This window comes from Georgfuchsia toluolica (assembly GCF_907163265.1).
In the GTDB taxonomy this organism is placed as follows: domain Bacteria; phylum Pseudomonadota; class Gammaproteobacteria; order Burkholderiales; family Rhodocyclaceae; genus Georgfuchsia; species Georgfuchsia toluolica.
On the sequence record NZ_CAJQUM010000001.1, the window covers coordinates 2,475,080 to 2,492,529 of the forward strand.

The following is a 17,450-nucleotide window of genomic DNA, read 5'->3' on the forward strand; positions in this document are numbered from 1 at the left end:
GGCGCAATGATACGCCTCTAGCTTGCAATTCAGAACTGACAAAGTTTCACGTGAAACACAAGACCGGCGGGTTGACCTTGTTTCACGTGAAACAAGGTTTGTGGCTATTTGCCGATGCAGAAACGTGAAAATATCTCGCCGAGCAGGTCGTCAGCCAAAAATTCGCCGGTGATACGCGACAATGCCGCCTGGGCAAGGCGCAATTCTTCGGCGCAAAACTCAATCCCAGAGAGCTGCGCTGATGCAGTATCAAGTCGTTTCGCGACTTCGGCCAGTGCATCGAGATGCCGCACCCGCGCCAGCACCACATCCTCGCCATGCTCGTGCCATCCCGCAACGCGCAGCAATTCGCGGCGCAGTAGATCGACACCCTCCCCGGTCTTGGCCGATAAGCGCAGATGAGTCAAGCCACCTTCAGTGCGGCTGGCCGCCGCCTTGCCGGTCAGGTCGCACTTGTTCTCCACGACAAGCTGCGGCAGCGCCGCCGGGAAGCGGGCCGCGAGCGCGGCATCGTCGACGGTAATTCCATGGCGCGCATCGACCACTTGCAGGATCAGGTCGGCGCGCTCGATCTCCCTCCAGCTACGTTCGATGCCGATACGCTCGACAACGTCCTCGCTCTCGCGCAGGCCCGCCGTGTCGACCACATGGAGCGGAATGCCTTCGATCTGGATGGTTTCATGGAGAGCGTCACGTGTGGTGCCGGCGACATCGGTAACGATGGCGCGCTCAAAGCCCGCCAGGCGATTGAGCAGCGACGACTTGCCGACATTGGGCTGACCGGCGATCACCACATGCAGGCCATTCCGCAGCAGGCTGCCCTGCTGCGCGCGATCACACAGGCCCGCAACTTCGGTTCGCAATTTCTGCAAGCGCTGCACAGCATCGGTGTCGCGCAGCACGTCGACTTCCTCATCGGGAAAATCCAGCGTGGCTTCAATCAGCATGCGTAACTCGATCAGCCCTTTCTGCAGTACATCGATCTCGCGCGAAAAAGCGCCTGACAGCGAACGCAGCGCGGAACGCGCCGCCGCCGCGGTGGAAGCCTCGATCAGGTCCGCAACCGCCTCCGCCTGCGCCAGATCGAGCTTGTCATTGAGGAAGGCGCGGCGCGAGAATTCACCCGGTTCCGCGAGCCGTGCGCCGAGTTCGATGCAGCGCTGCAAAAGCAGCTGCATCACCACCGGCCCGCCATGCCCCTGCAATTCGAGCACATCTTCCCCGGTGAAGGAATGCGGCGCGGGGAAATACAATTGGATGCCTTGATCGATGGCCTGCCCGTCGTCAGTCTTGAATGTGGTTAGAACTGCGCGCCGCGCTTGCGGCTTCTTGCCGGAGAGGCGCTCAGCGAATTCGGCTAGCGCAGGGCCGGACACACGCACAACGCCGATGCCGCCACGGCCCGGTGGCGTGGCAATGGCGGCAATGGTGTCAGGTTGTTGTTTTCTTTCCACCTTCGATCATGCGCGTGATCTGCCACTGCTGGGCGATCGACAGCACGTTGTTGACCACCCAGTAAAGGACGAGGCCGGACGGAAAGAAGAGGAACATGGCGGTGAAGACGATGGGCATGATCATCATCACCTTGGCCTGCATCGGATCCGGTGGCGTTGGATTAAGCTTGGTCTGGATCAGCATCGTTGCGCCCATGATTAGCGGCAGAATGTAATAAGGATCCTTCACCGAAAGATCGGTGATCCAGCCCAACCAGGGCGCATTGCGCATTTCCACGGCGCCCAGCAACACCCAATAGAGCGCGATGAAGACCGGAATCTGCACCACGATCGGCAGGCAACCGCCCAGTGGATTGATCTTTTCCTTCTTGTATAGTTCCATCATTTCCTGGTTGAGCCGGGCGCGGTCGTCACCGTACATTTCCTTGAGCTTGGTCATTTTCGGCATGACCAAACGCATCTTCGCCATCGACTTGTAGCTCGCGGCCGAAAGCGGGAAAAACACCGCCTTGATCAGCACCGTCAGCAGGATGATCGACCAACCCCAGTTGCCGACCATACGGTGGATCAGTTCCATTACCCAGAAGATCGGTTGAGCAATTACCGCCAGCCAGCCGTAGTCGACCACCAGGTCGAGGCCCGGCGCGATCTGTTTAAGCTTGTTCTGCTCCTGCGGTCCGGCGTAGAGCCGCACTCCGAGATTGGCGCTGGCGCCTGGCGCCACGGCAGGGAAAGGCACGATCACGCCGGCCGAGTAGAGATTGTCGCCAAGCTTGCGAATATAGAACTCGCGCGCAACGCCTTCCTTCGGCAGCCAGGCGCTGACGAAATAATGCTGTACCAGGGCTATCCATCCATCATTAGCACTGGTGGCGTACTTGGCTTTGTCCTTGTCGATATCGGCGAAGGTAACCTTCTGGAACTTCTCCTTATCGGTGTAGATCGCAGGACCGGTAAATGTCACCGCACCCATTCCCATTACGCTCGGGCTGGCGCTCTCGGCCGGCTTCCCGTCACGCGTTATCTGGAAGTAAGCGCTTGTTTGCAGAGGTGCGATACCTTGATTGAACAACTGATAATCGACGTCGATCAGATAGCTACCACGCCGGAAGGTGTAAGTCTTTACTACCTTGCCGCCGCTCTCCAATGGCGCCTGAAGCGCAACACGTACGACGTCTTCACTCTGCTTCAATTCAAGGCTGCCGGGCACCAGTTGCCAGAGTGTCTTGTGGTTGGGCAAGCCCCTCCCAATCAGCCCGCTCTGACCCTCGTAAATGTTTTTTTCGCCGGAGTCGAAAAGCAGGAAATTTTTGTCTGTATCGTCGGTTGCCTTGTGCTTGAGCAACTCAAGTCGCACCAGATCGCCGCCTTGCGCCGATATCTCCGCGACCAGCACATCGGTTTTCACCGTCGCTTTCGCTGTTGCGGCGCCGGCAGTACCAACCGCTTCCGGTACCGCACTCGCGGTCGGCACGGCAGCATTCGGCACCGACGTAGTCGGCACTGGAACACCCGCAGAGGACGCCACCGGCCGGGCAATACTGGCGACGGTGGCGGGTAACGGGGCCTGATGTTCCTTTTGCCAGGCCTCCCAGAGCATCAGCAGCGAAAAGCCGAAGATGGCAAGCAACATCAAACGACGGTTATCCATAGGGTCTGGGCAGCAAAAAGTCAGGGGACAGGATCGAAGCCGCCGGCATGCCAGGGGTGGCAGCTGCCGATACGGCGCAGCGCCAGCCGCGAGCCCTGCCACAAGCCATGGCGCCGCAGCGCTTCGAGGGCGTATTCGGAACAACTGGGATGAAAGCGGCAATGACGGCCCAATAAAGGACTCACCAGCAGCCGGTAAGCGCGAATCAGCAGAACAAGGAAAGCCAACAGTAGATGTTTCATCGCGGCAATCGTTTCAGCAGCTTGTCGAAATCCTCGCGCAAGGCAGGCCCCAACGAGTCATGGAACTCGCGACTTGTCGATTTGATGGGTCGCGCCAAGCGCAACACCAGATCCAGTGCAGGCAACCCGGCACGACGTTGCCGAAAAAACTCGCGAGTCACCCGCTTGCAATAATTGCGTGTCACCGAAAGCGCGGCATTGCGTTTGGGAATCACCAGACCCAGACGAGCCGACTCTGTGGCGCCAGGCTTGAAATGCAAATCAAGCAAAACCCCACGCAAGACTCGACGTTGCCCAAAAACACCGGTGTATTCAGCAGCCTGCAGCAAGCGGTGTCGCGGACGAAAACAGAATTCACCAGCCACGCTCATTGGCCAACTCGGGCCACCTGCAATTAGACAGACAGGCGATGACGGCCCTTGGCACGACGTGCGCGGATCACCGCACGACCGCCTTTGGTGCGCATACGAACGAGAAAGCCGTGAGTACGCTTGCGACGCACGACGGAAGGTTGATAGGTACGTTTCATGGGGGTGCCTTCCGGCAGAAGAGAAACGCGCAATTGTATAGTTTCCGCACCACTCTGCCAAGCCAAAAGAAAAGATCGCTTTCAGATAACCAACGGCAATCGGGGACTTAAAAAATCATTCTTGGGTTGTGGATAACTTTCCGATAAACGGCTAGAATCCCCTCTCGCATTTGGGACCTGCTCCCGCGAAAATCCTTTACAAAAAAGACCACACGCATACAAAAGATCTTTTGATCTTGGCTGTTTTCAGGGGATAACGAGAACATGAGTGAATTCTGGTCGGCGTGTTTGAGCCAGTTTGAGCGTGAGTTGCCCGCGCAACAGTTCAACACGTGGATCAAGTCCCTGCGCTTTGAAGATGCGGACGAAAAACCGCGCCGCCTGCGAGTTCTTGCCCCCAACCGCTTTATCCTGCAGTGGGTGCGTGAGCGCTACATGAGCAAGATAGAAACCTTGAGCCGTGAGTTCTATGGCGAGCCAGTCAACGTCAGTCTCAGCCTGTGTGAAGCCCTCAAATCGGAACCCGCAGCTGAAGCAGCTAATGATGCCGCTGCTCCGGTACCTGCTGCTTCTCTGTTGCCGATTTCTTCATCGCGCAATCATATTGGCGACCCGTCCTACGACAGAACCCGCCTCAACGCCGATTTCACTTTCGATACCCTGGTCACCGGGCGCGCCAACGATCTGGCTCGCGCCGCCGCACAACAGGTCGCCATGAATCCCGGCACGTCGTACAACCCGCTGTTTGTGTACGGCGGCGTCGGTCTTGGCAAGACACACCTTATTCATGCCATCGGCAATGCGGTGCTGATGGCAAACCCCAAGGCAGTAGTGCGCTACAGCCACGCCGAAGACTTCGTCTCCGATGTCGTGCGCGCTTACCAGCAACGCGCATTCGATACTTTCAAGCGTCTTTATCGCAATCTCGACCTGCTGCTGATCGATGACATCCAGTTTTTCAACGGCAAGGACCGCACCCAGGAAGAATTCTTCTACGCCTTCAATGCGCTGGTCGAAGCCAAGAAACAGATCATCATTACCTGCGATACCTATCCGAAAGATATCCAGGGCCTTGAAGACCGCCTTATTTCCCGCTTCGACTGGGGCCTCACGGTTCAGATTGAACCACCCGAGCTGGAAATGCGCGTCGCCATCATCAAGAAAAAGGCTGAAGCCTCGCGCATCGACATCAGCGACGATGTCGCCTTTCTGATCGCCAAAAACCTGCGCTCCAATGTGCGCGAACTCGAAGGCGCCCTGAACCGGGTCCTTGCCTTCGCCCACTTTCATGGCCGTGACATCAACATTGAAGTCGCCAAGGAAGCCCTGAAGGATGTGATCGGGGCCACCAACCGCCAGCTCACGCTCGACCTGATCCAGAAGACCGTTGCCGACTACTACAACATCAAGGTTGCCGACATGTATTCACACAAACGCACGCGCGCCATTGCGCGCCCGCGCCAGGTTGCCATGTGGCTGTCACGAGAGCTCACTGCCCACAGTCTACCCGAGATTGGCGAGGCATTCGGCGGACGTGATCACACTACCGTACTGCATGCCTACCGTACCATCATCGGTCTGCGCGCCAAGGACGGCGTTCTCAACAACGATTTGCTCGTCCTCACGCAAACGTTAAAAGGGTAATCAAGGCAAATGATCACTATGTATAACCCCTTGGCGAACATTGTATAGATTGTGGACAAAAGACCATAACCCAGCCAAGTGCCAAACTGCCCACAATCATCCACAGTGTCGAATGCAAGTTGCCCAGAACTTTATACAGTAACTAAGTCGATGATTACAAAATACAATATCGTATTTTCCACAGAACGGACCAATGTCCTATTGTTAACAGGAGTTATATAAAGATGCTTTTATTTAAAGGCCCCCGCGACCAACTTCTGTCTCCGTTGCAATCCGTTTGCGGCATTGTCGAGAAGCGGCATACCCTGCCGATTCTCTCCAACGTGCTGATGGAAAAAGACGGCGATCAGCTCACCCTGCTTGCCACCGATATTGAAATCCAGATTCGCACCGCGGCAGTCACCGGCGGCAGTGACAAGGCTGCGCTGACCGTCGCCGCGCGCAAACTGCAGGACATCCTGCGTTCACTGCCAGAGACTGCCGAGATCAGCCTGAATTATGAAGACCGACGCCTGCAGCTTAAGGCCGGCAAGAGCCGCTTCAACCTGCAAACCCTGCCGGCGGAAGATTTCCCGCGCATGGCGGGAGCGGACGGCGCAAAAACCAAAATCAACATCACGCAGAAACAGTTCAAGCGCCTGCTTGCCCTGGTGCAGTACGCCATGGCCCAGCAGGATATCCGCTACTACCTCAATGGTCTGCTGGTGGTGGTGCAGGACAACGAGATGCGGGTCATCGCCACCGACGGCCATCGTCTCGCCTACGCTGCCGAAACCCTGCCCGATTCGCATCAGCGCCAGGAAGTCATCCTGCCGCGCAAGACCGTGCTCGAACTATCGCGCCAGCTCGCCGACAACGACGACCCGCTGGAAATCGTGCTCGCCCCGACCCAGGTGCAGTTCCGCTTCGGCAACATCGAATTCGTCTCTAAGCTGATCGACGGCAAGTTCCCCGACTATGAGCGTGTCATCCCACAGAATCACACCAAGATCATCAAGCTCTCACGCGACGGCCTGCTGCATTCGCTGCAGCGCGTGGCAATTCTCACCAATGAAAAATTCCGCGGCGTGCGCCTCGTCCTCGGCGCCGGCAGCCTGAAGATTATTTCCAACAATGCCGAGCAGGAAGAAGCGCAGGAAGAAATCGAAGTCGAGTATTCCGCCGAAGCCCTCGATATCGGCTTCAACGTCACCTACCTGCTCGACGTGCTCAACAACCTGAATTGCGAAACCATCGAGTGTCATCTCGCCGATTCCAATTCAAGCGCGCTGTTCATGCTGCCCGGACAGCAGAACTTCAAGTACGTCGTCATGCCGATGCGAATTTGAGAAACAACGTAATCTGTTCGCCCTGAAGTCCTGAGCCAGACGAAGGATGATGGGCATTTGCAAGTACGCAGTTCGTTCATGGTTCGACAGGCTCGCCACGAACGGTAGCAACCCGCAGTAGATACTGGAAAACCATGACTGAGCAGAATCTCGAGCAGCAACCCGCAACATTGTCGCAGGGCAATGGCGGCTACGACGAATCATCGATTCAGCAACTCGAAGGGCTGGAGGCCGTGCGCAAGCGCCCCGGCATGTACATCGGCGACACGTCGGACGGCACCGGCCTGCACCACATGGTGTTCGAGACCGTCGACAACGCCATCGATGAAGCGCTGGCCGGTTATTGCGACGACATCACGGTCACCATTCACGCCGACAATTCCATCTCCGTCGCCGACAACGGCCGCGGCATTCCGGTCGGCGTCAAGATGGACGACAAGCACGAGCCCAAACGCTCGGCGGCCGAAATCGTCATGTGCGTGCTGCATGCCGGCGGCAAGTTCAACCAGAACTCCTACAAGGTCTCGGGCGGCCTGCACGGCGTCGGCGTCTCCTGCGTCAATGCGTTGTCGAAATGGCTGCGCCTAGTCATTCGCCGCGACGGCAAGAAACACTTCCTCGAATTCAATCGCGGCCACGTCACCGACCGTATCATCGAGAAAGTCGGCGGCGTCGAAGTCAGCCCGATGAAGCTGCTCGGCGATACGCAAAACCATGGTACCGAAGTGCATTTCTTGGCCGACGAAGAAATTTTCGGCGCCGTCGAATTCCACTACGACATCATCGCCAAGCGCCTGCGCGAGCTCTCCTTCCTCAATAATGGCGTCAAGATCAAGCTGGTCGATCAGCGCAACAACAAGGAAGAAGACTTCGCCTTCTCCGGCGGCGTCAAGGGCTTTGTCGACTACATCAATCGCAGCAAGACCGTGCTGCACCCCAACGTATTCTTCTCCTCGGGCGAATCAAAAGTCGGCGACAGTGGCGTCACCATTACCGCCGAAGTGGCGATGCAGTGGAACGACAGCTACCAGGAACAGGTGCTCTGCTTCACCAACAACATTCCGCAGTCTGACGGCGGCACCCACCTCACCGGCCTGCGCGCCGCGATGACGCGGGTGATCAACAAGTACATCGACGAACACGAAATCGCCAAGAAGGCCAAGGTCGAAATCAGCGGCGACGACATGCGCGAAGGCCTCGTCTGCGTGCTTTCGGTGAAAATGCCCGACCCAAAATTTTCCTCGCAGACCAAGATGAAGCTGGTCTCTTCCGAGGCGCGTCCCGCCGTCGAAGATGTGGTTGCCGCCAAGCTTGCCGAGTTCCTGCTGGAACGCCCGGCCGATGCCAAGATCATTTGCGGCAAGATCGTCGAAGCCGCCCGTGCGCGTGAAGCGGCGCGCAAGGCGCGCGACATGACGCGGCGCAAGGGCGTGCTCGACGGCGTCGGTCTGCCCGGCAAACTCGCCGACTGCCAGGAAAAGGATCCGGCACTTTCCGAACTGTATCTGGTCGAGGGCGATTCCGCCGGCGGTTCCGCCAAGCAGGGCCGCGACCGCAAGTTCCAGGCGATCCTGCCGTTGCGCGGCAAGGTGCTCAACGTCGAGAAGGCGCGCTTCGACAAGGTGCTCTCCTCGGAGCAGATCGTCACCCTGCTCACCGCGCTCGGCTGCGGCATCGGCGCCGACGACTTCAACATCGACAAGCTGCGCTACCACCGCATCATCATCATGACCGATGCCGACGTGGATGGCGCCCACATCCGCACCCTGCTGCTTACCTTCTTCTACCGCCAGCTGCCGATGCTGGTCGAGCGCGGCTACATCTACATCGCGCAGCCGCCACTGTACAAGATCAAGCACGGCAAGAGCGAGCTCTACATCAAGGACGAGGCCGCCCTCAACCAGCATCTGCTCGCGCTTGCCATCGAAGGCGCATCGCTGTTGCCGAGAAGCGGCGCCGCTGAAATCACCGGTGATGCATTGAACGAGCTGGCGAAGAGCTACATCACCTCGCAAGCCATCATCAATCGCCTCGCCGACTTCGTCGATAGCGAAGTGCTGCACACCGTGCTCGCGCGCGGGGTGGTGCTCGAACTCGGCGGCGAACAAAAGGCCAGCGCCAGCGCCGCCGCGCTCAAGGCGCACCTGCCGCATCTCGCCATCAAGGCCGAATATGACGACAAGATCGAGAGCTGGTCGATCGGCATCGAACGCATGCGCCACGGCAACCTGCGCGTCTCGAACATTGACGAAGGCTTCCTGATCTCCGGCGACTGGCAGCAGATCAGCCAGACCACGAAGATGATCGCTGGCCTCATCAATCAGGGCGCCGTCATCCGCCGCGGCGAAAAATCATCCGCGATTGCCAGCTTTGCCGATGCCATCACCTGGCTGCTCGCCGAAGTCGATCGCGGTCTCAGCAAACAGCGCTACAAAGGTCTCGGCGAAATGAACCCCGAACAGTTGTGGGAAACCACCATGGACCCCGCCGTGCGCCGCCTGCTCAAGGTGCAAGTCGACGACGCCATCGCCGCCGACGAAATCTTCACCACATTGATGGGCGACGACGTCGAACCGCGCCGCGCCTTCATCGAGGGCAATGCGCTGTATGCGCGCAACATCGACGTATAAGCTGGTATGGATTTGGGATTGAAGGACAAGGTTGCGATCGTTACGGGTTCGGGCCGCGGCCTTGGGGCTGCCACTGTGAGGCGGCTGGCCCAGGAAGGAGCGAAGGTGGTCGTCACCGACATCTTGCGCGAACATGCCGAAGCAACCGCAGCGAAGCTGCGTGCCGAGGGCCTCTTGGAGCACTGCGTGATTGGGGATATTACCAAGGCCGGCGACGTACAGCGGCTGGTCGACGAAACCGTTGCCACCTTCGGTGGTGTGCATATCCTGGTCAATAACGCCGGTTTCCCGCGTGACAATTACCTCGTGAAGATGAGCGAGGAAGACTGGGATATGGTGATCCATGTGATACTCAAGGGTGCATTCCTGATGACTAAAGCAGTGATGCCGCACATGATCAAGCAGGGCTGGGGGCGCGTGATCAACATCAGTTCGCGCGGGCATCTTGGCAGCCCGACGCAGGCCAATTACTCGGCCGCCAAAGCTGGCCTGATTGGTATGGCGAAGGCGCTGGCGAAGGAGGAAGGCCGTTTCGGCGTTACGGTTAACTGCATCGCGCCCGGGGTTATAGAAACGGAGATGGTGCAGACGCTGCCCACCTACGAGACCATCAAGGAACAAGCCGTGAAGATGCAGTCAATCAAACGTGTGGGGCAGCCCGATGACATCGCTGATGCTGTGGCTTTTTTGGCCAGCGAACGCGCCGGCTTCATTAGCGGCGAGGTACTGCACGTCACGGGCGGGCGCTATGGTTGATACGCCGGTAGGCGCGTTTTCCGGTTCGCTGAAGAGCGAATCCCGTTGAGGACACGAGGCTCAAGTCGCTCAGGATCTCTTCGGTAACTGGCGTTCCGCTTGCGTCAAGCGGACTTGGGTGAGGTTTTCTCCGCCACCATCGCGCCGTAGGCCTTCGCATACTTTTCCAGACTGTTCGCCGTACCGCAGATGAACAGCGTATCTGCCCGCGACGATGATGGATGCATCGTCGAACTCGGTGAATACTTCCGTGCCGCGCTCGATGGCGATGATCGCGGCGCCGCTTTTCCTGCCGGTGCCGGCGCGCCATGGGTGGGCACCGATCAGGCTGCCGGCAGTCATGCGCGTGAACTTGAGATTTTGCTCGACCACGTCGCTGCCTTCTTCGAACAGGCGGTAGGCGAGCCCGCCGCCACGTCGTAGCCGAGATCGCGCAGCGCCCGCGCCCGGCCATCGGCGGCAGGTGGCGCTGCAGGCGCGCTTCGAAGCGCTCTTCCGTGTAGGGCAGCACGCAGATCGGGAAAAACAGCACGACGAAGAACTTGCCGAGCAGTTCGGTGGCGATCACCAGCAGGTTCGTCAGCGGGTGCTGCCAGTGCAAGTCGTAACCATAGCTGGTGGTGGTGAGGGTCTCGGCGGCCCACTCGATGTTTTGTCAGAAGCCGCGCGGCGAGTTTTCGAGAAACTCCATGCCGAACATGTAGAGCAGGCCCAGCCAGACGATGGTGAGCGGCAGGCTGGCGAGCAGTACCAGCGGACGTTGCATCGAGCGCTGGAAGTGGATTGTCATGCGGGGGCCTCCCCTTTTCCTGTTGTGTGCCGGTCTTTTCGCCCGGGCCGGCTGGTGTTGCCGAATCAGACGAGCTGCTGTGCGTCGTTGGTCTTGCCTGACTGCCGGTTGGCCCACAGCCCGTGCAACCAGGCCCCGGCGAAAATGCCGGCCAGGGCGATGAGCAGATCGAAGTTGCCCGCGCCGATACCGGTCAGCGCCGGCCCCGGGCAGACGCCGCAGATGCCCCAGCCCACGCCGAACAGCGCGCCGCCGAGCAGGCTTTGCCGATCGAGCGTGAAGGGCCGCTTTTCGAATTCTGCGCCGAGCAGGGAGCGTGCGCGCAGGCGCGGCACGAGCTGGAACACGATCAGGTTGAGGCCGGTGGCGCTGCCCAGCACCAGCAGCAGGCCGAGGTCGCGCCAGGTAAGGAAGTTGATCACCGATTCAGGCCGGATCATGGTGGCCCACGAGAGACCGAAGCCGAAGATCACGCCGCTCAACAGGGTGGCAAATGAGGTGGCGATTTGACTGAGTGTTGTGGATGTCTTTGTCATGTCAGCCGCCGAGCCTTGCGATGACCATCGCGGTGATGATGCCGGTGCCAAGGAAGGTGCACACGATGGCCAGCGAGCCGGCCGAGAGCGAGGCCATGCCACAGATGCCGTGGCCGGAGGTGCAGCCGCCGCCGAGGCGTGCGCCGAAGCCGATGCACACGCCGCCCAGCGCGAGCTTCCAGGCTGGCATGGCGCTGGGCAGGATGGGCAGGCCAAGCACGGCATACAGCACGCCGCCCAGCAGCAGACCCAGCGCATAGATCGAACGCCATTGTCGCGTGTTGCGCAGCAGCGGCTGCTGGAAGAAGGGCGTGTTCGACACATACGACCAGGCCGCGCTGAAAAAAGTGCTGGCGCCGCCCTGGCGTCCGGTGGTGACGAACAGCAGCGCGATGCCGGCGCCGATCAAGAGGCCGCCGATCAGGTACTGCTGCACGCCATAGGGAAAGAATTGCGCGATCATGTCTGGCCGGGTGGAGTGTTGTGAGTGAGGATTGTCGCATTGCTGCCGGATCGATGGCAATGCCATCTCGCCGCCGCACCTGCCGGCTACGGTACGCGGGGTAAAATCTCCGGCAAATAATTGCACGGGAGAACGCCATGGACCGCTATGCCACTGAAGCGATTCGCAGCATTGCCCTCGTCGGCCACGGCGGAGCCGGCAAGACCACGCTCGCGGAAGCGCTGCTCCATGCCGTCGGCGCCATTGCGGCGCGCGGCGCGGTGGAAAAGGGCAACACGGTCTGCGATTTCGATGCGCAGGAAAAAAGCGCCGGGCATTCGCTGAATTCGGCCCTGGTGAATTTCGCCTGGGAAGATGTGCATCTGCACCTGATCGACACGCCGGGCTATCCCGATTTTTCCGGCCCCGCCCTGGCCGCCCTGGCCGGGGTGGATACGGCGCTGGTGGTGGTGAATGCGCAGACCGGCATCGAGCTCGCCACCGAGCGCATGATGCGCGCCGCCGCGGCGCGCAATCTGGCGCGCATGATCGTGATCAACAAGATCGATGCCGATAATCTCGACCTGCCCGGCCTCGTCGCCGAATTGCGCGAGCGCTTCGGCAGGCAGTGCATGCTGCTCGACCTGCCCGCGCATGATCGCCACGACGTGGTGGAAGTACTGGAGCACGACAGCGGCGATGCGGATTTCGATTCGGTGCAGCAGGCGCACCGCGCCCTCATCGATCAACTGGTGGAAGAAGATGAAGACCTGCTGGCGCGCTATCTGGAAGAGGGCGCCGACCCCAATGCCGGCGAACTGCATGCCCCTTTTGAAAAGGCCCTGCGCGAAGGCCATCTGGTGCCAATCCTGTTCGTCTCGGCCAAGACCGGCGCCGGCCTGCCGCAATTGCTGCACGCCCTGGCCGCGCTGGCGCCCAATCCGGCGGAAGGCAATCCGCCGCCCTTTTACCGCGGCGAACCCGGTACTGCGGGCGAACCCTTCAGCGCCGTGCCGCAACCCGATCGTCATGTGCTGGCGCATGTCTTCAAGATGGTGGCCGATCCCTACATGGGCAACGTCGCCATCTTCCGCGTGCATCAGGGCACGCTGCGGCGCGACAGCCAGCTCTTCGCCGGCGATGGCAGGAAGCCCTTCCGCATTGGCCACCTCTACCAGTTGCAGGGCAAGGACTATGTTGAAGTGGATGAGCTGCTGCCGGGCGACCTCGGCGCCATCGCCAAGGTGGAGGACATCGTGTTCGACTGCGTGCTGCACGATTCGCACGACGAGGACCACATCCACTTGAAGCCGCTGGAATTTCCGCAGCCGATGCAGGGCCTCGCGGTGGAAACCCGGCGCAAGGGCGACGAGCAGCGCCTGTTCGACACCCTGAACAAGCTGGTGCTGGAAGATCCCTGCTTCGAGATCGAGCGCCACCCCACCACGCACGAGACCGTGATTCGCGGCCTCGGCGAAATGCATTTGCGCTACAAGCTGGAACGTTTGGCAAGCCAATACAAGCTGGAGCTGGATACGCGGCCGCCGCAGATTCCCTACCGCGAAACGGTGACGGCGCCGGCCGAAGGCCACCACCGCCACAAAAAACAATCGGGCGGTGCCGGCCAGTTCGGCGAGGTGTACCTGCGCCTCGAACCGCTGGCGCGCGGCGCCGGTTTCGAATTCGTCGATCAGGTGAAGGGCGGCGTCATCCCCGGCGTCTTCATCCCCTCGGTGGAAAAGGGCGTGCGTCAGGCACTGGCCGACGGCGTCATCGCCGGGTTCCCGGTGACCGATCTGCGCGTCATTGTGTATGACGGCAAGAGCCATCCGGTGGACGGCAAGGACGTGGCCTTCTTCTCCGCCGGACGCAAGGCGGCGCTCGCCGCGATCCGCGCCGCCCATCCCATTGTCCTGGAGCCGATCGTCGCCATCGAGGTGGCAACGCCGGAATCCGCAATGGGCGACATTGCCGGCGACCTGTCGAGCCGGCGCGGCCATGTCACCGGCACGCAACCACGCGGCTACGGCAATGTGGCGCTGAGCGGCGAAGTGCCGCTGGCCGAAATCGCCGACTACGCCTCGCGGCTCAAGTCGCTCACCGGCGGCAAGGGCAGCTACAGCATCGACCTGGCGCGCTATGCTGCCGTGCCGCCGCAGACGCAGAAGAAACTCAGCGACAGCTTCCGGCCGCAGGAAGTCGAAGAGTAGCGGGTGTGGTATTGCATTCTTGACGGAACCCTCAATAAAAGCACCCGTCATCCGCACGGGGATTCTCTTCGGTCATTCCCGCGAAGGCGGGAAACCAGCTTTTTTAATGCAAAGCCACTGGGTCCCCGCCTGCGCGGGGACGACAAACTCGGGACTTATACGAACGTTATTTCCCCTGATAGCGCTGCACGATGCGCCCCATCTTGGCGGCGACCGCTTTCTTCTGATCGCCTTTCGATGGCGCGAGTTGTTTGAGCGCCGGATTCCTGGCGGCGCCGGGTTGCTTCGGGATCGGGAGGGGCGCTTTGCTGCGCGGCGGTTTCATAAAGTCATGTTGACCTGGAAGTGTCTGAGGATAGGCCCATTTAATCCGTTATCCTAATGAAGGACGCCTTTTTTCGCTAGCGGGGAGTGCTCGCAAAAGTGCAAGTCTTGCCATTTCATTAGCGTGCTGTTATTGTCCTGTCATTCACATCACGTGATGACGTCATGCCACCGACAGCACTCGCGACCATAGAACTCATCGTCGATGCACAACCCATCGCAGCTACTGCCGCAAGCGCGTTGGTTGCAAGATGCCTAGATATGGCAATTATTCCCACATATGGCTATTTGTATCCATATGTGGATATTTTTGATGACGTCTGCATTACGTTAGAATTTTTTCTACGACAATTGAACCAGTAAGGCCCGCAAGCATGAAAGCTGACAATTTTGCACTTCAAAGCTATCTCAGCAGAATTGGTTACCACGGCGGTGCCAAAGCGGATATTGCCACCGTAACTGAAATGATGAGATGCCAGTTATTCACAGTACCATTTGAAAACCTTGATGTTCAGGCCGGAAAAGTCATTTCATTGGTCCCAGAGGAAATTGTCGAAAAGATACTCAATCGAAATCGTGGCGGATACTGCTACGAGGTCAATGGCCTCTTTGCCATGGCACTTCAGTCGCTTGGCATTCCTTACCAGTTTGTGGCGGCTCGGCCTATGTTCTACCCGGTCAAAAGACCGAAAACGCATATGGCAATTGTGTTGAGAGTAAATGGCGAGGAATGGCTGTGTGATTTGGGCTTTGGCAGTTATGGCATCAGAGCGCCCATGCGGCTGAGCCTGGTTGATGTTGAAGTAAAACAAGACGCAGATACGTTCGTGCTGAACAAGATCAACGACCACGAGTATTTGTTGAAAGCGCTTGTTGATGGGGAATGGGCGAATCAGTATGCGTTTGATCTATCTCCGCAAGACTGGATTGATTTTGTGCCAGCCAATTACCTCAACTCCACGCACCCGGATGCAATTTTTGTGCAAAAACTATTGATTGTGCTGCATGACTCTGCAGGAAGAAAAATTCTCTTCGGCGATATGCTAAAAACCGTAAAAAATGGGAGAGTGGAAAAACAAACCATCGCCCCGGAAGATATCGTGTCCATCCTGTCCGATAAGTTCGGACTTACGCTAAATGCCGAAAATTGCTCAACTCCCCACAAATTCTAACCCTACGCTCAAGCGGGCCTTGCCGCCGATACTGGCCGGCAATGCGCTGGCCGTCACCGGGCCGATGCCGGGGCGCTCCATCAGCCGGTTGTAGGTGGCCGTTCTTTCTTCGAGGAATCCTTGCCGGGTGCGGTGCAGACACAGGATGACCTGCTGGTGTTCTTCCTTGATCGGGACGAAGCGCATGTGGGGCCGGGTCACGGCTTCGCAAATCGCGGCCGCGTCGGCCGCGTCGTTCTTGCCACGTTTGCCGCTCATGCGGTAGGGGGCAACAAACTTGGGTGCCATCAGCTTGGCGGCGTGGCCGTGCTGGCGGAAGCGCCGTGCCCAGTGGTGCGCGCCGGAGCAGGCTTCCATGCCGATCACACAAGGCGCCAACTGAGCGATCAATGGCGCCAGATCGGCGCGCGCCACTTTCGGCTTGACCAATGCCGGCTTGCCGTTATCATCAATACCATGCACGGCAAAAACGTTCTTGGCGAGATCGATTCCCACGATGATAATGCTCATGGACTTCCCCTTTCGTGGTCTGAATGATGTGGACTGCAAACTTCATCATGGCACTTGTTGCCGACTGCAGCTAACGCCGCACCCGCGGGACGGGGAAGTCCCTTTCATTCGTCAGGCCCAGGAAGTACAGAAAGGAGAGCACGATGAGCAACGAACAGGTGGCACCTGAGACGAAAGGTATTACGGTGAAGTTACTTGCAACGGTTGACCTTGGTCCTGAGATCGAGGGCATGGCAGGGCGCAAACTTCGAATGCGTATGGTGACCATCGAGCCTGGGGGCGTCTTCGGCCCGATTCACGACCATAAAGACAGACCAGGCACGGTCTACATACTGCAAGGAACGATCACTGACCATCGGAATGGAGTCGCTACGGACTATGGGCCGGGAGTGGGTTGGCCCGAGGATAGGAACACCACACACTGGCTTGAGAACAGAGGAACGATTCCGGCGGTGGAGATCTCGGTCGATATAGTCAGGCAAGAGTAAGCTCAGGCCCCGCTTCTAACACGGTCGGGCCTAACACGCGGCTCAACCGGACGCGCTTCAGTCGGCTTCACCTCCTTTCCGCGCCGGTTGGCCACAACGTAAGGCACCTGAATGATCTTACCATGTTACGTTCCGCCGTCGCCCTACTCGCCAGCGCCGCATTACATGGCTGCTCGTGGTACGTCTACGAGGCCTCGAACAGACCGATCGCATCAAACATCGCCGGCAGGTGTTTTGCGCTCCGCGAGAATGCGATTCTCGCGGAGCACTTCAGTTACTTCACTGCTTACATGCTCAACTTGTCCGGTGCCAACGATTGCATCCCGCAAGACGTTACACCCACGACCAAAGATGAGGCGCGCTACAAGCTCAGTGGTTTGAAGTATCCGAAGTGTATCTGGGTCCCGGTCGCAAATGTCGCGAAGGAGACAAAGTTCAAAGTTACGACGGTCACCGAACAACCGCATGGAAGGTCCGGACGATGCTGGAAGGTCGAAGTCACACTCATCACCGGCGAGAGCGCCGGCATCAAGTCTGGCATACCTGCCTGCCATTTAGATTTTACCGAATCCGAACTATGGGTCAGGATGAAGTCAGGGCATGAGTACGTCGAGCCGTTAGAGCTTTCCGACCGCGTCACGAGACCATGCACGGAGTAGATGAGTTTATGCCAACATTCGGCTGCAGCGGACGCGAGAAACAGCGGTATTGTGCTTTGCTGACGCGGTTTTCGCGCGCTGCTGA

Annotated in this window: 18 protein-coding genes and 1 pseudogene; 9 read left to right on the forward strand and 10 right to left on the reverse strand. The window is 59.0% G+C overall.

Annotated elements, in window-relative coordinates; translation table 11 throughout:
- Positions 1-104: 104 nt before the first annotated feature.
- From mnmE to rpmH, 5 genes are read right to left on the reverse strand one after another with little or no spacing between them, the layout of a single operon-like run.
- Entirely contained in the window at positions 105-1,454 is a 1,350-nt protein-coding gene (gene mnmE / locus K5E80_RS11720) for a tRNA uridine-5-carboxymethylaminomethyl(34) synthesis GTPase MnmE (RefSeq protein ID WP_220636327.1), read from the reverse strand.
- A complete protein-coding gene (yidC, locus tag K5E80_RS11725; protein WP_220636328.1) occupies positions 1,432-3,105 on the reverse strand; it encodes a membrane protein insertase YidC in 1,674 nt (557 codons plus the stop codon). Before yidC ends, mnmE begins: the two co-directional genes overlap by 23 nt.
- A gap of 20 nt (positions 3,106-3,125) precedes the next feature.
- Positions 3,126-3,347 (reverse strand): membrane protein insertion efficiency factor YidD, encoded by a 222-nt coding sequence (gene yidD, locus K5E80_RS11730; RefSeq protein ID WP_220636329.1) that lies wholly within the window; start codon positions 3,345-3,347, stop codon positions 3,126-3,128.
- Positions 3,344-3,718, reverse strand: coding sequence for a ribonuclease P protein component (locus K5E80_RS11735; protein ID WP_220636330.1), 375 nt, complete (start codon positions 3,716-3,718; stop codon positions 3,344-3,346). The genes yidD and K5E80_RS11735 overlap by 4 nt, the downstream gene beginning before the upstream one ends.
- A gap of 23 nt (positions 3,719-3,741) precedes the next feature.
- Positions 3,742-3,876, reverse strand: coding sequence for a 50S ribosomal protein L34 (gene rpmH / locus K5E80_RS11740; RefSeq protein ID WP_220636331.1), 135 nt, complete (start codon positions 3,874-3,876; stop codon positions 3,742-3,744).
- 264 nt (positions 3,877-4,140) lie between these two features.
- Between rpmH and dnaA the strand changes: the two genes are divergently transcribed.
- From dnaA to K5E80_RS11765, 5 genes are all read left to right on the forward strand, one after another.
- Complete coding sequence (gene dnaA, locus K5E80_RS11745) at positions 4,141-5,520, forward strand: chromosomal replication initiator protein DnaA (RefSeq protein WP_220636332.1); 1,380 nt, start codon at positions 4,141-4,143, stop codon at positions 5,518-5,520.
- 224 nt (positions 5,521-5,744) lie between these two features.
- Positions 5,745-6,848: a DNA polymerase III subunit beta gene (dnaN, locus tag K5E80_RS11750; protein WP_220636333.1), complete on the forward strand. Its 1,104-nt coding sequence runs from the start codon at positions 5,745-5,747 to the stop codon at positions 6,846-6,848.
- Positions 6,849-6,982: 134 nt separating this feature from the next.
- Positions 6,983-9,478, forward strand: coding sequence for a DNA topoisomerase (ATP-hydrolyzing) subunit B (gene gyrB / locus K5E80_RS11755; protein ID WP_220636334.1), 2,496 nt, complete (start codon positions 6,983-6,985; stop codon positions 9,476-9,478).
- Positions 9,479-9,496: 18 nt separating this feature from the next.
- On the forward strand, positions 9,497-10,234 hold the full coding sequence (locus tag K5E80_RS11760) for an SDR family NAD(P)-dependent oxidoreductase (protein WP_220636335.1): 738 nt from the start codon (positions 9,497-9,499) through the stop codon (positions 10,232-10,234).
- Positions 10,235-10,423: 189 nt separating this feature from the next.
- Complete coding sequence (locus K5E80_RS11765) at positions 10,424-10,657, forward strand: hypothetical protein (RefSeq protein ID WP_220636336.1); 234 nt, start codon at positions 10,424-10,426, stop codon at positions 10,655-10,657.
- 232 nt (positions 10,658-10,889) lie between these two features.
- On the opposite strand, the gene K5E80_RS16965 is transcribed toward K5E80_RS11765, so the two are convergent.
- The 3 genes from K5E80_RS16965 to K5E80_RS11775 form a co-directional block, all read right to left on the reverse strand.
- Entirely contained in the window at positions 10,890-11,024 is a 135-nt protein-coding gene (locus tag K5E80_RS16965) for a hypothetical protein (RefSeq protein WP_281420251.1), read from the reverse strand.
- A gap of 65 nt (positions 11,025-11,089) precedes the next feature.
- Positions 11,090-11,560, reverse strand: coding sequence for a DUF6691 family protein (locus K5E80_RS11770; protein ID WP_220636337.1), 471 nt, complete (start codon positions 11,558-11,560; stop codon positions 11,090-11,092).
- Position 11,561: 1 nt separating this feature from the next.
- A complete protein-coding gene (locus K5E80_RS11775) occupies positions 11,562-12,149 on the reverse strand; it encodes a YeeE/YedE family protein (RefSeq protein WP_220636338.1) in 588 nt (195 codons plus the stop codon).
- Between the two features lie 11 nt (positions 12,150-12,160).
- On the opposite strand from K5E80_RS11775, the gene fusA reads away from it, so the two are divergent.
- Positions 12,161-14,212, forward strand: coding sequence for an elongation factor G (fusA, locus tag K5E80_RS11780; protein WP_220636339.1), 2,052 nt, complete (start codon positions 12,161-12,163; stop codon positions 14,210-14,212).
- Between the two features lie 166 nt (positions 14,213-14,378).
- On the opposite strand, the gene K5E80_RS11785 is transcribed toward fusA, so the two are convergent.
- Entirely contained in the window at positions 14,379-14,537 is a 159-nt protein-coding gene (locus K5E80_RS11785; RefSeq protein WP_220636340.1) for a hypothetical protein, read from the reverse strand.
- Between the two features lie 373 nt (positions 14,538-14,910).
- Between K5E80_RS11785 and K5E80_RS11790 the strand changes: the two genes are divergently transcribed.
- Entirely contained in the window at positions 14,911-15,708 is a 798-nt protein-coding gene (locus K5E80_RS11790; protein WP_220636341.1) for an arylamine N-acetyltransferase family protein, read from the forward strand.
- Between the two features lie 81 nt (positions 15,709-15,789).
- On the opposite strand, the pseudogene K5E80_RS11795 reads toward K5E80_RS11790, so the two are convergent.
- A pseudogene (locus K5E80_RS11795) lies at positions 15,790-16,218 on the reverse strand (IS110 family RNA-guided transposase); the annotation flags it as partial.
- 143 nt (positions 16,219-16,361) lie between these two features.
- On the opposite strand from K5E80_RS11795, the gene K5E80_RS11800 reads away from it, so the two are divergent.
- Together K5E80_RS11800 and K5E80_RS11805 are read left to right on the forward strand one after the other, a co-directional pair.
- Positions 16,362-16,706 (forward strand): cupin domain-containing protein, encoded by a 345-nt coding sequence (locus K5E80_RS11800; protein WP_220636342.1) that lies wholly within the window; start codon positions 16,362-16,364, stop codon positions 16,704-16,706.
- Between the two features lie 122 nt (positions 16,707-16,828).
- On the forward strand, positions 16,829-17,365 hold the full coding sequence (locus K5E80_RS11805; RefSeq protein ID WP_220636343.1) for a hypothetical protein: 537 nt from the start codon (positions 16,829-16,831) through the stop codon (positions 17,363-17,365).
- Positions 17,366-17,450 lie beyond the last annotated feature (85 nt).